This window comes from Kocuria subflava (assembly GCF_012163155.1).
Taxonomy (GTDB): domain Bacteria; phylum Actinomycetota; class Actinomycetes; order Actinomycetales; family Micrococcaceae; genus Kocuria; species Kocuria subflava.
Genome location: NZ_JAAVUN010000010.1, coordinates 45,375 through 64,038, shown reverse-complemented (window position 1 = coordinate 64,038; position 18,664 = coordinate 45,375). Strand labels below are relative to the sequence as shown.

Annotated in this window: 17 protein-coding genes and 2 tRNA genes; 14 read left to right on the top strand and 5 right to left on the bottom strand. The window is 64.2% G+C overall.

What is annotated here, in order from left to right; genetic code table 11:
- Positions 1–86 precede the first annotated feature (86 nt).
- On the bottom strand, positions 87–992 hold the full coding sequence (locus tag GTW58_RS06690) for an acyl-CoA thioesterase (RefSeq protein WP_189587262.1): 906 nt from the start codon (positions 990–992) through the stop codon (positions 87–89).
- Positions 993–1,045: 53 nt separating this feature from the next.
- Between GTW58_RS06690 and GTW58_RS06685 the strand changes: the two genes are divergently transcribed.
- Together GTW58_RS06685 and GTW58_RS06680 are read left to right on the top strand one after the other, a co-directional pair.
- Positions 1,046–1,528 (top strand): acyl-CoA thioesterase, encoded by a 483-nt coding sequence (locus GTW58_RS06685; RefSeq protein WP_047692477.1) that lies wholly within the window; start codon positions 1,046–1,048, stop codon positions 1,526–1,528.
- A gap of 1 nt (position 1,529) precedes the next feature.
- Positions 1,530–2,210: a DUF8185 domain-containing protein gene (locus tag GTW58_RS06680; RefSeq protein WP_047692472.1), complete on the top strand. Its 681-nt coding sequence runs from the start codon at positions 1,530–1,532 to the stop codon at positions 2,208–2,210.
- A 121-nt stretch (positions 2,211–2,331) separates the two neighbouring features.
- On the opposite strand, the gene GTW58_RS06675 is transcribed toward GTW58_RS06680, so the two are convergent.
- The gene (locus GTW58_RS06675; RefSeq protein ID WP_168023480.1) at positions 2,332–2,757 is read right to left on the bottom strand and encodes a globin; all 426 of its coding nucleotides are present in this window, start codon (positions 2,755–2,757) and stop codon (positions 2,332–2,334) included.
- A 212-nt stretch (positions 2,758–2,969) separates the two neighbouring features.
- Positions 2,970–5,528, bottom strand: coding sequence for an aminopeptidase N (gene pepN / locus GTW58_RS06670; protein ID WP_119932734.1), 2,559 nt, complete (start codon positions 5,526–5,528; stop codon positions 2,970–2,972).
- Positions 5,529–5,703: 175 nt separating this feature from the next.
- Here pepN and GTW58_RS06665 point away from each other — a divergent pair, with 175 nt between their 5' ends.
- Together GTW58_RS06665 and GTW58_RS06660 are read left to right on the top strand one after the other, a co-directional pair.
- Positions 5,704–6,228, top strand: coding sequence for a ribose-5-phosphate isomerase (locus tag GTW58_RS06665; protein WP_119932733.1), 525 nt, complete (start codon positions 5,704–5,706; stop codon positions 6,226–6,228).
- Positions 6,221–7,150, top strand: coding sequence for an Fpg/Nei family DNA glycosylase (locus GTW58_RS06660; protein ID WP_047692475.1), 930 nt, complete (start codon positions 6,221–6,223; stop codon positions 7,148–7,150). The genes GTW58_RS06665 and GTW58_RS06660 overlap by 8 nt, the downstream gene beginning before the upstream one ends.
- A gap of 158 nt (positions 7,151–7,308) precedes the next feature.
- Here the strand turns inward: GTW58_RS06660 and GTW58_RS06655 are convergent.
- Positions 7,309–7,379: transfer RNA gene (locus GTW58_RS06655), tRNA-Gly, on the bottom strand.
- 269 nt (positions 7,380–7,648) lie between these two features.
- On the opposite strand from GTW58_RS06655, the gene GTW58_RS06650 reads away from it, so the two are divergent.
- From GTW58_RS06650 to GTW58_RS06605, 10 genes are all read left to right on the top strand, one after another.
- Positions 7,649–7,721: transfer RNA gene (locus GTW58_RS06650), tRNA-Pro, on the top strand.
- A gap of 157 nt (positions 7,722–7,878) precedes the next feature.
- Complete coding sequence (gene tig, locus GTW58_RS06645; RefSeq protein WP_119932732.1) at positions 7,879–9,219, top strand: trigger factor; 1,341 nt, start codon at positions 7,879–7,881, stop codon at positions 9,217–9,219.
- A gap of 276 nt (positions 9,220–9,495) precedes the next feature.
- The gene (locus tag GTW58_RS06640) at positions 9,496–10,146 is read left to right on the top strand and encodes an ATP-dependent Clp protease proteolytic subunit (protein ID WP_119932731.1); all 651 of its coding nucleotides are present in this window, start codon (positions 9,496–9,498) and stop codon (positions 10,144–10,146) included.
- Positions 10,147–10,216: 70 nt separating this feature from the next.
- Positions 10,217–10,897, top strand: coding sequence for an ATP-dependent Clp protease proteolytic subunit (locus GTW58_RS06635; RefSeq protein WP_119932758.1), 681 nt, complete (start codon positions 10,217–10,219; stop codon positions 10,895–10,897).
- A gap of 118 nt (positions 10,898–11,015) precedes the next feature.
- Positions 11,016–12,656 (top strand): BCCT family transporter, encoded by a 1,641-nt coding sequence (locus GTW58_RS06630; protein WP_119932730.1) that lies wholly within the window; start codon positions 11,016–11,018, stop codon positions 12,654–12,656.
- Positions 12,657–12,799: 143 nt separating this feature from the next.
- Positions 12,800–14,089 (top strand): ATP-dependent Clp protease ATP-binding subunit ClpX, encoded by a 1,290-nt coding sequence (gene clpX / locus GTW58_RS06625; RefSeq protein ID WP_119932729.1) that lies wholly within the window; start codon positions 12,800–12,802, stop codon positions 14,087–14,089.
- 26 nt (positions 14,090–14,115) lie between these two features.
- Complete coding sequence (locus tag GTW58_RS06620; protein ID WP_157980471.1) at positions 14,116–14,661, top strand: DUF1697 domain-containing protein; 546 nt, start codon at positions 14,116–14,118, stop codon at positions 14,659–14,661.
- Positions 14,662–14,765: 104 nt separating this feature from the next.
- The gene (locus GTW58_RS06615) at positions 14,766–15,371 is read left to right on the top strand and encodes a mycothiol-dependent nitroreductase Rv2466c family protein (protein WP_047687868.1); all 606 of its coding nucleotides are present in this window, start codon (positions 14,766–14,768) and stop codon (positions 15,369–15,371) included.
- Between the two features lie 79 nt (positions 15,372–15,450).
- A complete protein-coding gene (locus GTW58_RS06610) occupies positions 15,451–16,029 on the top strand; it encodes a rhodanese-like domain-containing protein (protein ID WP_119932727.1) in 579 nt (192 codons plus the stop codon).
- A gap of 38 nt (positions 16,030–16,067) precedes the next feature.
- Positions 16,068–16,931, top strand: coding sequence for a sulfite exporter TauE/SafE family protein (locus GTW58_RS06605; RefSeq protein ID WP_119932757.1), 864 nt, complete (start codon positions 16,068–16,070; stop codon positions 16,929–16,931).
- A 118-nt stretch (positions 16,932–17,049) separates the two neighbouring features.
- Here GTW58_RS06605 and GTW58_RS06600 read toward each other — a convergent pair whose 3' ends face one another.
- Positions 17,050–18,450 (bottom strand): MBL fold metallo-hydrolase, encoded by a 1,401-nt coding sequence (locus GTW58_RS06600; RefSeq protein WP_119932726.1) that lies wholly within the window; start codon positions 18,448–18,450, stop codon positions 17,050–17,052.
- Between the last annotated feature and the right edge of the window lie 214 nt (positions 18,451–18,664).

Sequence of the window (18,664 nt, the reverse complement as noted above, 5' to 3'; positions counted from 1 at the left end):
ACGAACCCTCATGTGACTCGCCCATCAGCAGCTGATGGGCGAGTCACGTGAGGGTTCGTCGTGTCTCAGGCGAGGTTCAGGCGACCTCAGTCGCGGAACTCCGGGAAGCGGAGCATGCCCTCCTGCATGGTGGTGGCCACCAGATGACCGTCACGGTCGAACATCCGGCCTTCTCCCAGGGCCCTGGCACCAGAAGCAGACGGTGATGCCTGGACGTAGAGCAACCATTCATCCGCGCGGGCCGGCCGGTGCCACCACATGGCGTGATCCAGGGAGGCAATGGCCATGCCGGGTTCGATCCAGGACTTCCCGTGGCGCCGAAGGGCCGGTTCCAGCATCACGTAGTCGGACACGTAGGCCAGGGCGGCTTGGTGAAGCCGCGGATCATCCGGCAGACGCTTGTGGGTGCGTACCCACACCGCGTTGAACGGTTCCTGGTGCTCAGCCGGGCTCAGATAAATGGCGGGCGTGATGTAGCGGATGTCGAACGGGCGCTCCTTGGCAATAGCCCTTGCCTGCGGCAGATCCAGATGCCCCAACAGGTCATCGGCCGTGGGCAGGTCCTCCGGATCCGGCATGTTCTTGGGGCACTCGTCCTGGTGGTCCAAGCCGCAGGATTCCGTCTGGAAGGAGAAGATCCCGGACAGAATGGGAGCGCCGAACTGATAGGCGTGCACCCGTCGAGTGGAGAATGACCTGCCGTCGCGCATGCGTTCCACGCCAAAGGTGATGGGTTCGTGGATGTTGCCTGCCCGCAGGAAGTAGCAGTGCATGGAGTGGATGGTGCGCTCCTCATCCACGGTGGCCATGGCCGCGCGAACGGACTGTGCCATGACCTGCCCGCCGTACACGGATCCGCGTGGGGAGGAGATGGTTTGCCCCACAAAAATGTCTTCCAACGTCCGAATCCCGCCTCGTTCGCTCACATTGAGCATGTGGATCAAGGCTTGTGTGGGGTCATGCTCCGTGCCCGGATTCTGCTGAGAGGTCATGGCCGTTACTTTACGGGGCTCAAGGGTGGGCCCCGTGTGTTTCCATGGTTCCCATGACTTCCCTCAGCGTCCCCATTCACATGCGCTTCAGTGACATCGACTCCTACGGCCACGCCAACAACGTGGTTCAACTTCAGTACCTGGAGGATGCCCGTGTTCGTCTGAGCGAAATGCCCATCCACGGCCTGGAGGGCATCCCGGAAGGTACCTCGTTCCGCAAGCTCACGGGCCAGCGCCTGACCGTGGTGGGACGCCAGGAGGTGGAGTACACCGCGCAGTTGCACTACCGCTTAGAGCCGATTGAGGTGAAGATCTGGGTGTCCAACATCGGTGGATCCTCCTACGTGCTCAACTACCATCTCCAGGATCACGACGGCGGAACCATCTTTGCCATGGCCCAGTCCACCACCGTCCAGATCGGCCGTGAGTCAGGACGTCCGGAGGCCCTGAGCCAGGAACAGATCACCTTCCTGAAGGCGTATTCGGCGCAGCCGGTGCACTTCCGTCGTCGTCCCGAGCACCCGCAGGCCCACTGACATGGGGCGTTCGTTCCAACTTGTGGACCCCACGTCCGTGGAGGACGTCCGTACGTACCTGACCCGGGCTCGCACCATCAACGACGACGCCGCCGTCCGCTTCCAAGGCGTGGGCGGTGCGGTGGGGATCTGGACCTGTGTGCTGACCCGTGCCGGTTTGTTGGACTCCACCCCCACGGTCCTGGGCCTGCGCACGGCTGGACTGGGGGAGCCGTCCACTTTGGATGCCGTGGTGAACGTGGGGTCCGTTCTGGACCGCATGCCGCGGTTCCAAGGGGCCGACGACGCCGTGCTTCGCCTGCCTCCTTATGACGATCAAGCATCCTGGGCCGGGATCTCCCCGTCGTTGTCAGGCTGGGAGCCTGCAGGCATGATTCACGCCCAAGACCTGGTGCTCACGGCCAAGGCCGGCACGGAAGAAGTGGCCCAGACCGTTCCCACCGATTCGGGCAAGGAGATGGTGCAGCGCGTGCGCTCAGCCGTGTGGAGTCGGGTCTCCGAGTGGGGGCAGCTGAGTGAGAACAACGGCAACAGCCTGTGCACGGTCCCGGACGGTGCAGCGTTTGCGGCCTGGGCGTTGGGATTCCTGCGCTCGGATGACGACTCCCAGGTGGCCGTTGCCGTCAACGGATCCTGGAGCAGGCTCTCCTGCCCCGGGGGATTCGTCCTGACCCGCAGCTGAGAGCCACCTGCAACGGTTGGGTCCCCAACGGTTCGGTCCCCAACGTAGGGGCCGCGAAGCGACGTGTGACGCCCATCAGCTTTGATGGGCGGCACACGTCGCTGCTGGGCGGATGTGAGGGTCAGCCCGGAGCGTTGACCAACGAGTGGGCTGCGCGTTCCAGGTAGTCCCAGAGAGTGCCTTCATGAAGCGGAGACAGCTCCAAGGTGTCCACCGCCGCGCGCATGTGCTTGAGCCACGTGTCCCGGGCGTGGGAGTCGATCCGGAACGGCACATGGCGCATCCTCAAGCGTGGGTGCCCCCGCTCCTCCGAATACGTGGTGGGTCCACCCCAGTACTGTTCCAGGAACATCCGCAGGCGCCGTTCCGCCGGTTCCAGGTCCTGCTCCGGGTACATGGCACGGAACTCGGGGTCTGCGGCCACACCCTTGTAGAACTCGTGCACCAGCTTGGAAAAGGTCTGGTGCCCGCCGATCTGGTCATAGAACGAGACAGAGGCCCCACCGGATGACTCAGCCGAATCCCGGTTGTCGCCCACTTGCTTCATGGGCCGACGCATGGCGGATAGCGGGCGCCCCACAGGAATCAACGGCGTGCTGGGAGCTGCGGCCGCCTCCGGGCTGGTTGCCGCTGTGGCGTCAGGCGCTGCCTGGACCGCGTGGTTTTCAGCCGGATCGCCACCCTGAACCGGATCGCCACCCTGAACCGGATCGCCACCCTGAACCGGATCGCCACCCTGAACCGGAGCAGAATCCTGGCTCATGCCTGCGCCTTCGCATCCACGGCCTGTGCCGCCACAGCGCGGGCCACACGGTCCCGACCCTCCAACACCAAGCGCCGTAGACCGTTGAGATCGCCCGGCAGCTGAGCCAAGAACTCATCGGCGGCATCCACAGTGGCCTGCACCGGATGGCGGGGGAACATGCCCACGGCAATCTGTTCGGCGATCTCATGAGAGCGCTCGCGGTAGATGCCCGTGACGGCCTGGAAGTACCGCTCGGCGTACGGGGCCAGCAGGTCATCATCCGGTGCCTGCTGGAAACCGGCAATGGCGGCTTCCTGCAAGGAGTTGGGCATGGAGCCTTCCTCCATCACGGCGTGCCACACAGCGGCCTTGGCCTCTGCGGTGGGAATGGCAGCACGCGCCTGGGAGGCCGCAATGGCACCGTGCTCCGTGTTGTCCCGCTCCAAGGCGGCTTCCACTCCAGCAGAGTCAACCCGCCCGCCGGCGGCCAGCGAGATCAACAGGGCCCACCGGAGGTCAGTGTCAATCTCCAGACCGTCCAGTAGCAGCTCGCCGGAGTCCAACCCGTCCACACGTTCCAATTGTTCCGCTGTACGGGCCCGGCGGGCATAGGCGCGGACGAACTGCAGTTGGTTGTCCGATCCTGGTTCAGCAGCCTGGGCCAGGTGCCACAGTCGCTCAGCGGCGTCGACGTCGATCGCCTCCCGGTCTTCCGCTGCGATGTAAGAGTCCAGAACGGTGTCCAACTGGCGCAGCTGGACCAGCACGGTGGTGGAGTCAGTCTCGGCACCGACGTTGTTCAACACCGTCTGGACGTATCCGCGAGCCGGGGCGGCGGCGTCGTGAACACCGTCCCAAGCGGCCTGCCACACCAGTGCGCGGGGGAGGGATTCTGCAAAGTCCTTGAGGTGCTCCGTGGCGGTGTCCTGCGAATACTCGTCCAGGCGGATCTTGGTGTAGGCGAGGTCGTCGTCGTTGACCAGCACCAGATCCGGAGCTTCAAGGCCAATGAGTTCTGGGACCTCGGTGCGGGGGCCGTCCACGTCGATCTCCACCCGGTGGTTGCGGATCAGTTGGCCCGTGGCGTCGTCGACGTCGTAGAACCCGATGGCCAGCCGGTGCGGGCGCAGCGTGGGGTAGTCCTCCGTTGCGGTCTGTTCGATGGCAAAGGAGGTGATGATGTTGTCGTCATTGCGCACGCAGTCCGGGCTGAGGGTGTTGACCCCGGCGGTCTCCAGCCAGCGCGCGGTCCAGTCCTTGAGGTCGCGTCCGGAGGCCGCTTCCAGCTCGGCCATCAGATCAGAGAGCTCCGCGTTGGCCCATCCGTACTGGGTGAAGTACGTGCGCAAACCGGCCATGAACTGTTCCTGGCCCACCCACGCCACCAGTTGCTTGAGCACAGAGGCGCCCTTGGCGTAGGTGATGCCGTCAAAGTTGACCAGGACGTCTTCGAGATCGTTGATCTCGGCCTTGACCGGGTGGGTGGTGGGCAGTTGATCCTGCTCAAAGGCCCAGGACTTCTCCATGGCGGCAAAGGTGGTCCAGGCATTCGTGTACCGGGTGGCTTGCGCCTGGGCCAGGGTGGAGGCGTACTCGGCAAAGGACTCGTTGAGCCAGAGATCGTTCCACCAACGCATGGTCACCAGATTGCCGAACCACATGTGCGCCAGCTCGTGAAGGATGGTGGTGGCTCGGCGTTCCACCCGCGCCTGCGTGGGCCGGGACCGGAACACATAGGCCTCCACGAACGTCACACACCCGGCGTTCTCCATGGCCCCGGCATTGAACTGGGGCACAAAAAGTTGGTCGTACTTCTCAAACGGATAAGGCGAGTCGAACTGGGATTCGTAGAATTCAAAACCCCGTTTGGTGATCTCAAAGATCTCCTCCGAGTCCACGTGCTCCATCAGGGACTGCCGCGCGAACACACCCAGGGCAATGGTGCGCCCATCCGTTGAGGTCAGCTGGTCCCGGACCGCTGCATACGGCCCGGCCACCAGGGCAGTGATGTAGGGCGGTAGCAGGGGCGTGGCACCAAAAGCCCAGGTGGCGCTACCCTCACCGGCGGCGGTGGGTTCAGGAGTGGGCTGGTTGGACACCACCTGCCAGTGCTCCGGAGCCGTCACGGTGAACGTGAAGCGCGACTTCAGATCCGGCTGCTCGAACACCGGGAACATGCGTCGGGTGTCAGCCACCTCGAACTGTGAGTACAGGTAGACCTCACCGTCCACGGGATCCACAAAGCGGTGCAGACCTTCACCCGTGTTGGTGTAGAACATCTGCGCATCCACCGTCAGCTCATTGTGGGCCGCCAGCTCAGGCAGCTGAATGCGTACGCCGTCCGCCACTTCGGCCGGGTCCAGGTCACGCCCGTTGAGTTGGATCGAGTTGACCGAGGCCGTGAAGGCATCAATGAACGTGGAGGCACCAGGTTTGGCCTTGAACTTCACCGTCGTCGTCGTGTGAAACGTGCTGTCCCCGGTGGTGAGGTCCAGAACGACGTCATAAGAGTCGACTTCCAGGAGCTGCGCGCGTTCGGCGGCCTCCTGACGGGTGAGGTTCTTTCCGGGCACTGTGGTGCAGTCCTTTCAACGGAAACGCAGGTGTTGCGCTTCCTGACGAGGGGAAGACGTGCAGGGGTTTCGCCCCATGATGCCATGCGTCACGTTCTGGTCGAGCCCGCTGGTTTAGGCTGGCAGGTGCCCAGGTTTCAGCCGGGTGCCGCCCGACCGTGAAGGAGTTGCGCGAATGCGCGTCCACATCGCCACCGATCACGCAGGAATGGAACTCTCCCAGTACTTGGTGGAGCATCTGGCCGCCGACGGTTACCAGATGATCGATCACGGTCCCCAGGTCTACGAGGCCGTTGATGACTACCCGGCTTTCTGCATCCACGCAGCTCAGGCGGTCATGGAGGATCGCGCCAACGGCTTGGACTCCCTGGGCATCGTGCTGGGTGGCTCCGGCAACGGTGAGCAGATGGCGGCCAACAAGGTCCGCGGCGTCCGTGCTGCTCTGGCCTGGAACATCTCCACGGCGCAGTTGGCGCGGGAGCACAACAACGCACAGGTGGTGGCCTTGGGCGGTCGGCAGCATTCGCCGGAGGAGGGCCTGGAAATTGTCCGCGCTTTTCTGTCCACGGAGTTTCCCGGCGATGACCGCCACGTGCGCCGCATCAACCAGATCGAAGAATTCGAATCCACCGGGGACGTCTCCGGTCACCTTTCACATGTGACGGCCCGCCCGTACGGGGACGCGGAAGCCGGTGCCTGAAGGACACACCATTCACCGCCTGGCCGCGCGCATGAACTCGGTCTTTGGCGGTCAGCTCTTGGAGGTCAGCAGCCCGCAGGGGCGGTTCTCCCGGGGTGCACTGTTGCTCAACGGGCGGCGCCTGGTGTTCGCCCAAGCCTTTGGTAAGCAGCTGCACATGCACTTTGCCGCCCCGGAGAACCACGACGACGTCCTGGTCATGCGTTCACACCTGGGTCTCTACGGGAAATGGACTTTTGCCGGGGACGAGCAGTTCGAATCCTTGGCCACGGCCGACAACCCGCGGCGTCGTGCTGACCGGGTTGCTGCAGATGACGGCCACGGGCGTGCGCGTGATGAGCACGGTTGGGTGGTGCCCGAGGCCGCGCGCGGTGCCATCCGCGTGCGTCTGCGTGGGAAGCACGGATGGGCGGATCTGCGGGGTCCCACGGAATGCCGTGTGGAAACCGTGTCCGAGGCTGCCGCTGCGTTGAAGCGGCTGGGGCCGGACCCGTTGGACCCCGATGAAACCGGTGGGTTGTTCGTGGCCCGAGCCGGTCGATCCGCACGGCCGATTGCGGCGTTGCTGATGGAACAACAGGTGATTGCGGGAGTCGGCAACATCTACCGGGCCGAATCCCTCTTCCGACAAAAGGTTGATCCCTTCCTTCCTGGAAACCAGGCGGGGGAGGAGGTTCTGCGTGGGCTGTGGACGGAGAACCGGGAGCTGTTGAAGATCGGCGTCAGGCTGGGACGCATTGTCACCACGGACCAGGCGGATCGCCCACGCATTCCGGACGAGCGAGCGTGGCCGGAGCACGCCAATTACGTCTACAAACGGGCCGGCAAACCGTGCCGTCATTGCCAGACTCCCGTGGAGGTCACGGAAATGGTGGGCCGCACCCTGTACTGGTGTCCCACCTGCCAGGCACCTGGCACCTGACCACCCGGATGGGTGCCCACGGCTGGCGTGAGATCACCGGCTGTTGATGAGATGACACCCCGGTGCCGGTGATCTCATCATTTGGTGGTGATCTCACGGGTTGGTCCGCGCAAAGCACTGAGGCCCGGTCATGATGACCGGGCCTCAGGCGTCTTCGGAGGGGATGACGGGAATCGAACCCGCGTAGCCAGTTTGGAAGACTGGGGCTCTACCATTGAGCTACATCCCCGCGCACTGCAATCCATTCCGGCCGCCGGGTTGTCCCGGCCACCAGGCGAGTGCCAGTGAGCGATGCAACGGTACCCGAGGTCCGGCGTCGTAGACAAACTCGAGTGCGGGTGGGAGGGCGGGCACGCGCAATCGAGTGGGGGAGGGACACCACCGAATCGCCGGGAGTTCGCGTACGGTCCCGGGCGCGCTAGACTCGTGCGATGTCTGTGCCCGGACCTGGTGTCCGGTTGACCGTCCGGCCCGCCGGACGGGAGCACAGATCACCCACGGGGTGTAGCGCAGTGGCTAGCGCGCCTGCTTTGGGAGCAGGAGATCGCAGGTTCGAGTCCTGTCACCCCGACGTTCGACCGTGCAGGTCAGGCACCGAATGGACGTGTCAGACCGTGGCGGTCGCGTACCGCGCCCGTGACCTCGAGCAGATCAGCTGAGTGGCTGCGCCTGTGTGAGGGCCGCGGGCTGAGACCTGTCATCACCCACTTATCAGGAGCGCAGCGCCAGTGCAGAGCACCGTCGAAAACGTCAGCCCCACCCAGGCAAAGATCGATCTGGAGATCCCGTTCGCGGACCTCAAGCCGTTTATCGACCGGACCTACAAGTCCCTGGCCAACCAGATCCAGGTCCCCGGCTTCCGTGTAGGCAAGGTCCCGGCCAAGCTGATCGAGCAGCGTGTTGGCTACGAGTTCGTGGTGGAGAACGCCCTGAACGAGGCCATGGACACCTTCTTCCAGCAGGCCCTGGCCGAGCACCAGCTCACCCCGATCGCCCAGCCGCAGCTGGAAGTGTCCCAGCAGCCCACCGCTGAGGACCGCGAGGCCGACACCAAGGCCGTCATCGAGGTCACCGTGCGCCCCGAGATCGAGCTTCCCGACTACAAGGGCCTCAAGGTTGAGGTGGAAGCCCGCACCGCAGGTGATGAGGACGAGCAGAAGGCTCTGGACGAGCTGCGTAGCCGCTTTGGCACCCTCAAGACCATCGATCGCCCGGCTGCCGAAGGTGACTTCGTCGCCCTGGACCTGCAGGCCCTGATCGACGACGAAGAGGTCGACGCCGCCAACGATCTCTCCTACGAGGTCGGCTCCGGCACCATGCTGGAAGGCATGGACGAGGCCGTGACCGGGCTCTCCGCTGACGAGGACGCCACCTTCGTGACCAAGCTGGCCGGTGGCGAGCACTCCGGTCAGGAGGCGACCGTCAAGGTCAAGGTCACGGCCGTCAAGGAGCGCGAGCTGCCCGAGGCCGACGACGACTTTGCCCAGCTGGCCTCCGAATTCGACACCATCGAGGAACTGCGCGGCGACCTCAAGAAGCAGGCCGCCGACTCCGTGGTGGTGGAGCAGGGTGTTGAGGCCCGCGACAAGGTCCTGGAGCAGCTGGTCGGACTGGTTGAGGTCGAGGTGCCCGAGTCCGTCATCAAGGAACAGATCGATCAGCACTTCAACAACCCCAACGCTGATGCCGATCACGACACCCCCGAGCACCGCTCCGAGGTGGAGGAGAACGCCAAGTCCGCCTTCCGCAACGAGGTCATCCTGGATGCCGTGGCGGACAAGGAAGAACTGGGTGTTGAGCAGTCCGAGCTGATTGACTACATCATCTCCACCTCCCAGCAGTACGGCATGGACCCCAACCAGTTCGCCCAGATGCTGGATGGTTCCGGTCAGGCCGGAATGATGGTTGGCGAGGTGCGACGTCGTAAGGCCCTGGCCAAGGTTCTGGAGCAGGCCGAGGTTGTGGACACCGACGGCAACAAGGTGGACCTGTCCGCTTTCGTGACCCCGGCCGGTGCTGAGGATGCAGCCGAGGACTCCGCTGAGGCCGAGGCATCCGAGGAGAAGTGAGCCGTGCGGTGAGCCGCCACGGTTGACCGACACCGTATTGACGACGCCCGCCGGGTAGGTGACCAACCTGCCCGGCGGGCGTCGTCGTCTGTCCAGGCCGAGGTGAGGCACGCCGCCAGCGAACAATGCGCGGGCAACGGATCCCCGTGCGTGCCGGTCAACTAGGCTCGAACGCGACCGACCAGACCTGAGCGCAGGTACCCCTTGGGGTGGCAGGCGGCAGGTAGGCCCGGTGAGAACCGGGACCGTGAACTCATGCGAAAGAGGGATGCACTGATGACCTCTCCGTTGACCCCGGAGCACTCCTCCGTACAGCCGCGGATGGACAGCCAGCCCATTGCCGGCCAGGACGACTATGTCTACAACCGTCTGCTCAAGGAGCGGATCATCTGGCTGGGCTCCCAGGTGGAGGACCGCAACGCCAACCTGATCTGCTCGCAGATGCTGCTGCTCTCCGCCGAGGACCCGGAAGCGGACATCTACCTCTACATCAACTCTCCGGGTGGTTCCGTGACCGCCGGGATGGCGATCTACGACACCATGCAGTTGATCCCCAACGACGTGGTGACCGTGGCCACCGGTCTGGCAGCCTCCATGGGGCAGTTTCTGCTGTCCTCCGGCACCCCGGGCAAGCGTTACGCCACGCCCAACACCCGCATCCTGATGCACCAGCCCTCCGGTGGCATGGGTGGTACGGCCTCTGACGTTCGTGTCCAGGCCGAGTTGATCATGGACATGAAGCGGCGCCTGGCAGAGCTGACGGCTGAGCAGACCGGTCAGAGCATTGAAAGGATCTTGGAAGACAACGACCGCGACAACTGGTTCACAGCCGAGCGCGGCCTGGAGTACGGCTTCTTTGACCACATTGCCCAGAACGCATCCGGTGTCTCCGGTGGCGGCGGAACCATGAAGGACCAGGAGTCCTGACCGGGCCCCTGACCACCACGCCTCTGCCAGATCACGGCTCAATTTTCTAAGGATGACTTCCATGAACTCCATGTTTGGACAGGCCGGCGCGCCGTACCTTCCGGGTTCGACCGCTGGTAACGTGCCCACCAGCCGTTACGTGCTGCCCGATTTTGAGGAGCGCACGCCCTACGGTTACCGCCGCCAGAACCCGTACACCAAGTTGTTCGAGGACCGCATTGTGTTCTTGGGCGTCCAGGTGGATGACGCTTCCGCCGACGACGTCATGGCGCAGCTGCTGGTGCTCGAGGCTCAGGACTCGGACCGGGACATCACCATGTACATCAACTCTCCCGGTGGATCGTTCACGGCCATGACGGCCATTTACGACACCATGCAGTTCATCCGCCCGGAGATCCAGACCGTGTGCCTGGGTCAGGCGGCCTCGGCTGCTTCCGTGTTGTTGGCAGCGGGCACCCCGGGCAAGCGCCTGGCGCTGCCGAACGCCCGTGTGTTGATCCACCAGCCGGCCATGCAGGGTCAGGGTGGCGGCCAGGCCTCGGACATCGAGATCCAGGCCAACGAGATCGTGCGCATGCGGACCTGGTTGGAAGACACCATGGCGCTGCACACCGGCAAGAGCTCCGAGCAGATCAACCGGGACATTGAGCGCGACAAGATCCTCACGGCCACCGAGGCCAAGGAGTACGGGATCGTGGATCACGTTCTGGAATCCCGCAAGGCGGTTAAGCCCAAGACGGTGACTGCCTGAGCATCCCGTGATCTCAGACCAGGTGTGACACGACTGAAGGCCACTTCCCGGCAAGGAAGTGGCCTTCAGTCGTGTCACAGTAGGACGACACCCCATCCCGGCAGGAAGCGCAACCCCCATGTCTCAGGACGCATCCGTGTTTGAAAATTCTCCCGACGCCGGCCGCGGACGGGTGGTGTTCTGGGTCTCCGTGGTGTTGATCCTGGTGATCATGGTGGTGGCCGCGGCCGTACCGGAGCAGGTGGGTGAGGCTTCCGACCAGGCTTTGAGCTGGGTGACGGAGAACACCGGCTGGTCCATGCTGGTGATTCCGCTGGCCATCATGGTGTTGCTGGTGGTCCTGGCGGTCACCAAATACGGGCGGATCAAGTTGGGCCCGGATGACTCTGAACCTGAATACCCCACGTACGCGTGGATCGCCATGCTCATGGGGGCGGTCATGGGCATTGGCTTGATCACCTACGGCGTGGCCCAACCGGTGATCCATCTGTGGACACCGCCGCACGGACTGTCTGAACCTGGAAGCCAGGACGCCGTGGTGGATGCCCTGCGGTTCACGTTTCTGGACTGGGGTCTGCACGCCTGGGCCATCTTTGGGATCTTCGGGTTGGCCATTGGGTACTCCACCCACAGGCTGGGCAACAAGGGATTGGTCTCACCCATCCTCAGGCCCCTGATCGCACGCCATGCAGATGGCGTCGTCGGCAAGGCTGTGGATGTCCTGGTGATCCTCTCCACGCTGTTCGGCACCACAACCTCCCTGGGACTAGGGGCAGCCCAGGTCAGCCAGGGTCTGGAGCAGGTCACCGGCGCAGCCCTCACCACCATCCCTGCGCAGTTGGTGATCATTTCAGTGATCACCGTGATCTTCACCGCCTCGGCCATGAGTGGTGTGGGCCGCGGCATCCGGCACCTGAGTCAGATCACCATGGTTCTGGCACTGGCGCTGCTGGTGTTTGTGCTGGTCGCAGGCCCCACCACCTATCTGATCAACATGTATTTCCGCGCGGTGGGCAGCTATGCGGGGGATTTCCTGGAGATCAGCCTGATGCTGCCTGCCACCTCGGATGAGCTGGCATGGATGCAGTGGTGGACCTACTTCATGATGGCGTGGTGGGTCAGCTGGGGTGCCTTTGTGGGAGTTTTCCTGGCCCGCATCTCCAAGGGCCGGACCATCCGCCAGTTCGTGGGTGTGGTCCTGGGGGTTCCCACGGTGGTGTTCTCCGCCTGGTTCACGGTCTTTGGCGGAAGTGCCATGTTCATGGACATGAATCGGGGGACAGCCATCGGCCAGGCAGCGGCGGAGAACGTCAACACCGCGTTCTTCGGCCTGTTGGACCAACTGCCCTGGACCCTGCTCACCTCTGTGGTGGCCATCATCCTGGTGGTCCTCTATTTTGTGACCGGTGCTGATTCCAACACGTACGTACTGGCCGTGATTTCCACGGATGGCAACATGCATCCCAGCCGCCCGGTGTTGCTGGTGTGGGGTGCCTTGACCGGTGCCATGGCGGCCGTGTTGCTCTACGCCGGGGGATTGCAGGCCCTGCAGACCGCGGTCATGCTCTCCGCGGCACCGTTCATCTTTGTGATCCTGGCGTTGGCCGTGTCCGTGGTGGCGTTGTTGCGCAAGGATCCGCTGGTTCTTCCGACGTCGTCGGGCGGGCCGTCCGTGGCCCATCAACTACCGCAGCGGTTCCTGACTAACAACAACAACGACGACGCCGCGGGCGCGGAACCGGCCGAGCCCCGTTCTTGATGGTGCAAGTGGTGTCGCGTTGGTGGCTGTCAGTGGGCTCGCGTATCGTGGGCTTCCTGGTACACGGGGGCAAACGCGTCCTGCCCAGAACCGGTGGGAACGGAAGAGGTTCCTGTGATCACGACCAGCTCTAAGGAGTGCACATGGCCCGCATCGGCGAAAGCGCTGATCTGCTGAAGTGCTCTTTCTGCGGAAAGAGTCAGAAGCAGGTCCGCAAGCTCATCGCTGGGCCAGGCGTCTACATCTGTGACGAGTGCATCGAGCTGTGCAACGAGATCATCGAGGAAGAGCTGACCGAGGTTGAGGCCTCTGAAGAGTCGGCCCTTCCCACCCCTCGTGAGATTTTCGACCACCTCCAGCAGTACGTGGTGGGCCAGGAGACGGCCAAGCGTGCGCTGTCGGTTGCGGTCTACAACCACTACAAGCGTGTGCGCGCCTCCCAGTCCGGCAAGCCGTTACAGTTGGCCACCGCTGCGGGGGACGAGGACGTGGAGATCGCCAAGTCCAACATTCTGTTGGTTGGTCCCACCGGTTCCGGCAAGACCTATCTGGCGCAGTCCCTGGCGCGGCGCTTGAACGTGCCGTTCGCCGTGGCTGATGCCACGTCCCTGACCGAGGCCGGGTATGTGGGCGAGGACGTGGAGAACATCCTGCTCAAGCTCATCCAGGCCGCTGATTTTGACGTCAAGCGTGCAGAATCCGGGATCATCTACATCGATGAGATCGACAAGATCTCCCGCAAATCGGAGAACCCATCCATCACCCGGGACGTCTCCGGTGAGGGTGTCCAGCAGGCTCTGCTGAAGATCCTGGAAGGCACGGTCGCGTCCGTTCCACCGCAGGGTGGGCGCAAGCACCCGCAGCAGGATTTCATCCAGATCGACACCACCAACGTGCTGTTCATCGTGGCCGGCGCCTTTGCGGGGCTGGAGGACATTGTGGAGTCCCGGGCCGGGAAGACCTCCATCGGTTTTGGCGCCCCCGTGGAGCAGATCGCCCACGGACCGGTGTCTGAACTGATGGGCAAGGTCATGCCGGAGGACCTGCTGAAGTTCGGATTGATCCCGGAGTTCATCGGCCGACTGCCCATCATCACCGCGTTGAACGAGCTCACGGATGAGGACCTCAAGCGCATCTTGGTGGAGCCCAAGAACGCGTTGACCAAGCAGTACCAGAAGATGTTCGACCTTGACGGTGTGGCTCTGACTTTCACCCCGGAGGCCTTGCAAGCCATTGCGGAGAAGGCCATTGAACGGGGAACCGGAGCCCGCGGATTGCGCGCCATCATGGAAGAAGTGCTGCTGCCGGTCATGTTCGATCTGCCCACGGTGGAAGATGCCGCTGAGGTGATTGTGGATGCGGACAGCGTGACTGACGGTGTTGCCCCGCAGGTTGTCACGGCCGAACCGGCTGACGAATCCAAGTCCGCCTGATCCACAGCACGGAAGCTGAGCACGCCGTGGCACGGGTAGTCGCACTGTTGCGTGGCATCAACGTGGGCGGGCGCCACAAAGTTCCCATGGCGGATTTGCGGGCCGTGGTGGAATCCATTGGCCTCACTGAGATTCAGACCTACATCCAGTCCGGCAACGTGGTGGCCACTGACCCACAGGAGTGCACCACGGATTCGCTCCGTCAGCTCTTGGAGACCGCGATCCAGGATGAGTTCGGGTTCCCGGTCCCCGTGGTCATGGTCTCAGCCGGTCGGTTCCGGGACATCCTGGCTGACTGCCCGTGGCCTGCCGTAGAAGATCCTCGCTGTGTGCACGCCATCTTCTATCCCGCGGCCATCCCCACTCCCATGCTCCAGCAGGCTCTTGACCTTGTGCGGTCGGATGACACTGACCAGGTGAGCGCGGATCACGATGTTGTCTGGCTGCACACACCCGCAGGACTCTCCACCTCCCGGATGGCTGAGCGGCTCATGCGTCTGACTCTGCCTGACGGCCGGCGCGGCACCGCCCGAAACCTGCGTTCGCTGCGCGAGATCACAGCCCGCCTTTGAGCTCCCGGACACGGCATCCCGGGCGGCGTCGTCGTAAGTTTGAGGCAGTGGCACGGCAAACGTGCCGATGCATCCCTAGAACGCTTGCTGCGTTAGGAGACCTCATGAGTGACACCGTTGACTTCTGGTTCGACCCCCTGTGCCCGTGGGCGTGGATGACCTCCCGGTGGATGGGTGAGGTGGAGCAGATCCGCGACGTCCAGGTGAACTGGCGCGTCATTTCCCTGGGCATCCTCAATGAGGACAACCCGGAGAACCACCACCACGGCCACATTGAATCCATGTGGCCGGTGCGTGTGGTGGAAGCTGCCGCTCAGGCCCACGGTGATCAATACCGCAAGCCGCTGTACGACGCCATCGGGACCCGGATCCACCCGGGACGCCGCGGCAAGGACGATCAGCTGGTGGCGGTGCTGGAGGAGTCCCTTCAGGAGGTGGGCCTGCCGACCGAGCTTGCCGAAGCCCGCAACTCGGAAGACCACGACGACGCCCTGCGGGCCTCCACCGATGCTGCTCGTGCAGTGGCTGGTCAGGACATCGGAACACCGTGCATCGCTGTGAACGGCGTAGGCTTCTTTGGCCCCGTGTTCACCCCGGCACCCAAGGGTGAGGAAGCCGGCAGGATTTGGGACGCTGCGTTGACGCTGTCCAGCTACCCGGGGTTCTACGAGCTCAAGCGTGGCCGCGAGAAGGGCCCGGACTTCAGCTGAGTCACATCGGGCAGGATACCCCTGGGGGTATGTGACATACTGACGGTGCCACATTCCCTAGCTTGAGGAGCCGTGCCCGATGACCACCCATGTCACCGAGATTGCCCCGGCCACGCTGCTGACCTGGATGCAGGACGGCAATGTCACGGTCGTGGACGTCCGTTCATCCGCCGAGTTCGAGTCCCTGCACATCCGCGGCAGTTACAACGTCCCGCTGCACCTGCTCTCCGAGCACGCCGAGGACATTGCTGATCGGCTGGATCAGCGCGTGGTCCTGGTCTGTCACTCCGGTGTCCGTGCTGCGCAAGCAAGGCAGCGGCTGAGTGCTGCGGGGCTGCAGGACGCCCATGTGCTGGACGGTGGTGCCGCAGCCTACGCGGCGGCCGGGGGTGCGGTCGTGGAGGGCAAACAGGCGTGGGCCATGGAGCGCCAGGTGCGCATGGCGGCCGGGTCGCTGGTGCTGGCGGGGGTCCTGGGTGGGCAGCTGCTCTCTCCCAAACTGCGCCTGCTCAGCGGGGGAGTCGGTGCCGGTTTGGCCTACTCCGCCGCCACCAACACGTGCGCCATGGGCAGTGTGCTGGCCAAGATGCCGTGGAACCGCGATACCCGGGAGGTCACGCCTCAGGACGTCTTGGACCAACTGCCGAGCGGCCGGTGATCAGTCGTGGGCACTGAGACAGCGGCGCGGTGGCCGGCATGAGCGGGCTCCTGATCCCGACGTTGGTCCTGGCCTTGGCCATCGGGCTCTCACTGGGCATGTTGGGCGGAGGCGGTTCGATCCTGACCGTGCCCATGCTGACCTACGTGGCCGGACTCGACCCACGGGAGGCCATCGCCACGTCCCTGTTCGTGGTGGGCGTGACCAGCGCCATCAGCGCTCTGACCCATGCTCGCCGCGGGTTCGTGCAATGGCGTACCGGTCTGGTCTTCGGGGCCACCAGCATGGCTGCAGCCTTCCTGGGCGCCATGATCGGTGAACACATCAGCCCCACAGTTCTGATGGTGGCCTTTGCCGTGATGACGGTGGCAACCTCGGTGGTCATGATTCGCGGTCGCCGTCCGTGCGACGGTCCGGACTGCCGGGCCGAATCTTCCCGCCTGACGTTGGTTGCCATCGGTCTGGGGGTCGGTATGGTCACGGGTCTCATCGGTGCCGGGGGCGGTTTCCTCGTGGTCCCGGCCCTGGCGCTGTTGGCCGGATTGAGCATGCCTGTCGCCGTGGGAACGTTCCTGATGGTGATCGCCATGAACTCCTTTGTGGGGCTCGTCGGTCACCTGTCCTCGGTGCATCTTCAGTGGACACTGGTCGCGGCCGTGACGACGACGGCGGTCCTCGGCTCCCTGATCGGTTCCAACGTGGCGGCCAGGGTTCCGGCCCAGGCGTTGCGCAAGGGATTCGGATGGTTCGTCCTGACCGTGGGCATTGTGGTCCTGGTGCAAGAGCTTCCCGATCCGGCGGGCCTGATCCTGGCAGGCGTGGCTGCCGTGACGGGTGTGGCTGTCCTGGTGTGTCGGGTGGTTCCGGCCTGTCCGCTGGGATCTCGACCGGCACCGTCGTGACCATGTGAGACCCGATACCCGGGTGACCTCCGCACGGTTTCCGGAACGATTGGCCATCGCATGGCGGAGGGCCCCTCACAGATTTGGTGAGGGGCCCTCATTGTGTCGTTTCGGTGCGTCAGGCGGTCACGACCTCCCGGCCCTTATTCATCCAGTTGTTGATCGAGCCCCTGAGCTCCGCGACCTGGAAGCCGTTGTTGCGCAGCATGTTCGCGACAATCGAACTGCGCAGACCGCTCTGGCAATAGGTCACGATCGTGCCCTCCTGCGGGAGCTTCTCCAGGTTCCACAACACACGTCCACCGTGGAGCTGCTCGGCGCCGTCGATGTGACCACCTTGGTATTCGCTAACCGCACGGACATCCAGAAGGAAGTCGCGGTCAAAGCCCTCGAGCTCCGCGGGATCGATGACCTCGGGGGTCTCCTGCGGGAGGCCGTCCATGGACGGGATGTATCCCGTGACGTCATCGATGCCCACGCGCACCAGGTGGTCCCAGATCTCGCGTGCCGCATCGCCGTTCGGTGCCAGCAGGACGAGCGGGGCTGGATTGCGGTCCGGGTCCACGGCCCAGGCTCCGAAGCTGGCGATCTTGCCGTCCGACGGAATGTGCAGCGCATGCTTCACGGTGCCCTTGTGGACTTCATCGACGGGACGAGTGTCCACGAACGACAAAGCGCCGGACTCGATCTGCGGTGCAAGCTGGCTCGCGGAATACTCCGGCAACTCGCCTCGCTCACCCATGACGTCCGGACCCTGACGGTTCTGGTTCTTCATGCGGCCGAAGTAGAACGGGGCATCAGGCTGGCCGAACAGGAGTTCGTCCACGAAGCCTGCCTCGTCGTCGTTCTCGACGTACTTGCTCCACCAGGCGTAGTTGCGTTCGTAGCCGACCGTGGTGGAGGGGATCGCGCCGAGGGCCTTGCCGCAAGCGGAGCCCGCGCCGTGGGCCGGATAGACCTGCACGTGGTCGGGCAGGGTCAGGAACTTCTCCTTGAGGCTCCGGAACATGCGCTGGGCGCCTTCGAAACGGGTGTCGATGCCGCCGGCGGCTTCGTCCAGCAGATCCGGGCGACCGAGGTCTCCGATGAACACAAAGTCGCCGGTCATCATGTACCCGGGGGTATCCGCGAAGGCGCCGTCCGTGACCAGGAAGGAGAGGTGCTCGGGGGTGTGGCCGGGGGTGTGCACGGCTTCGATGGTGATGTTGCCGATCTGGAGCCTGGACCCGTCGTGGAGCCGCTCCGCCTCGAAGCGGTACTGCCAGTCCTCGCCGCCTTCGGCAGAGACGTACATGGTCGCGCCGGTGGCGGCCGCCAATTCACGGGTTCCGGAGAGGAAGTCCGCGTGGATGTGGGTTTCGGTCACCGCGACGATCTGCATGCCGTGCTCGTGGGCCAGGCGCTGGAACACCTCGATGTCACGGCGGGGGTCAACCACCACCGCCGTGTTCTCGCGCTGGCAGCCAATGAAGTAGCTGGCCTGTGCTAGGTCCTCGTCGTAGATGCGCTCCAAGAGCATGAGTGCCTCCTCGGGGAGTCGTAGGTACGGCGCAGCTGCGCCTCACACCTTCCAACCTAATACCCTCAGGGGTATATTCACAGGGCTTGGGCGTGGTTGAGGAGGTCGAAACCGGGCATGAAAAACGCCGGGGTGGGGGGGGTGGCCCCGCTCTCCTCCGCCAGGGGGGGGCACCCCCGCCTCCGGCGGCGCGCCGGGGGGGCCGCGCCGCCCG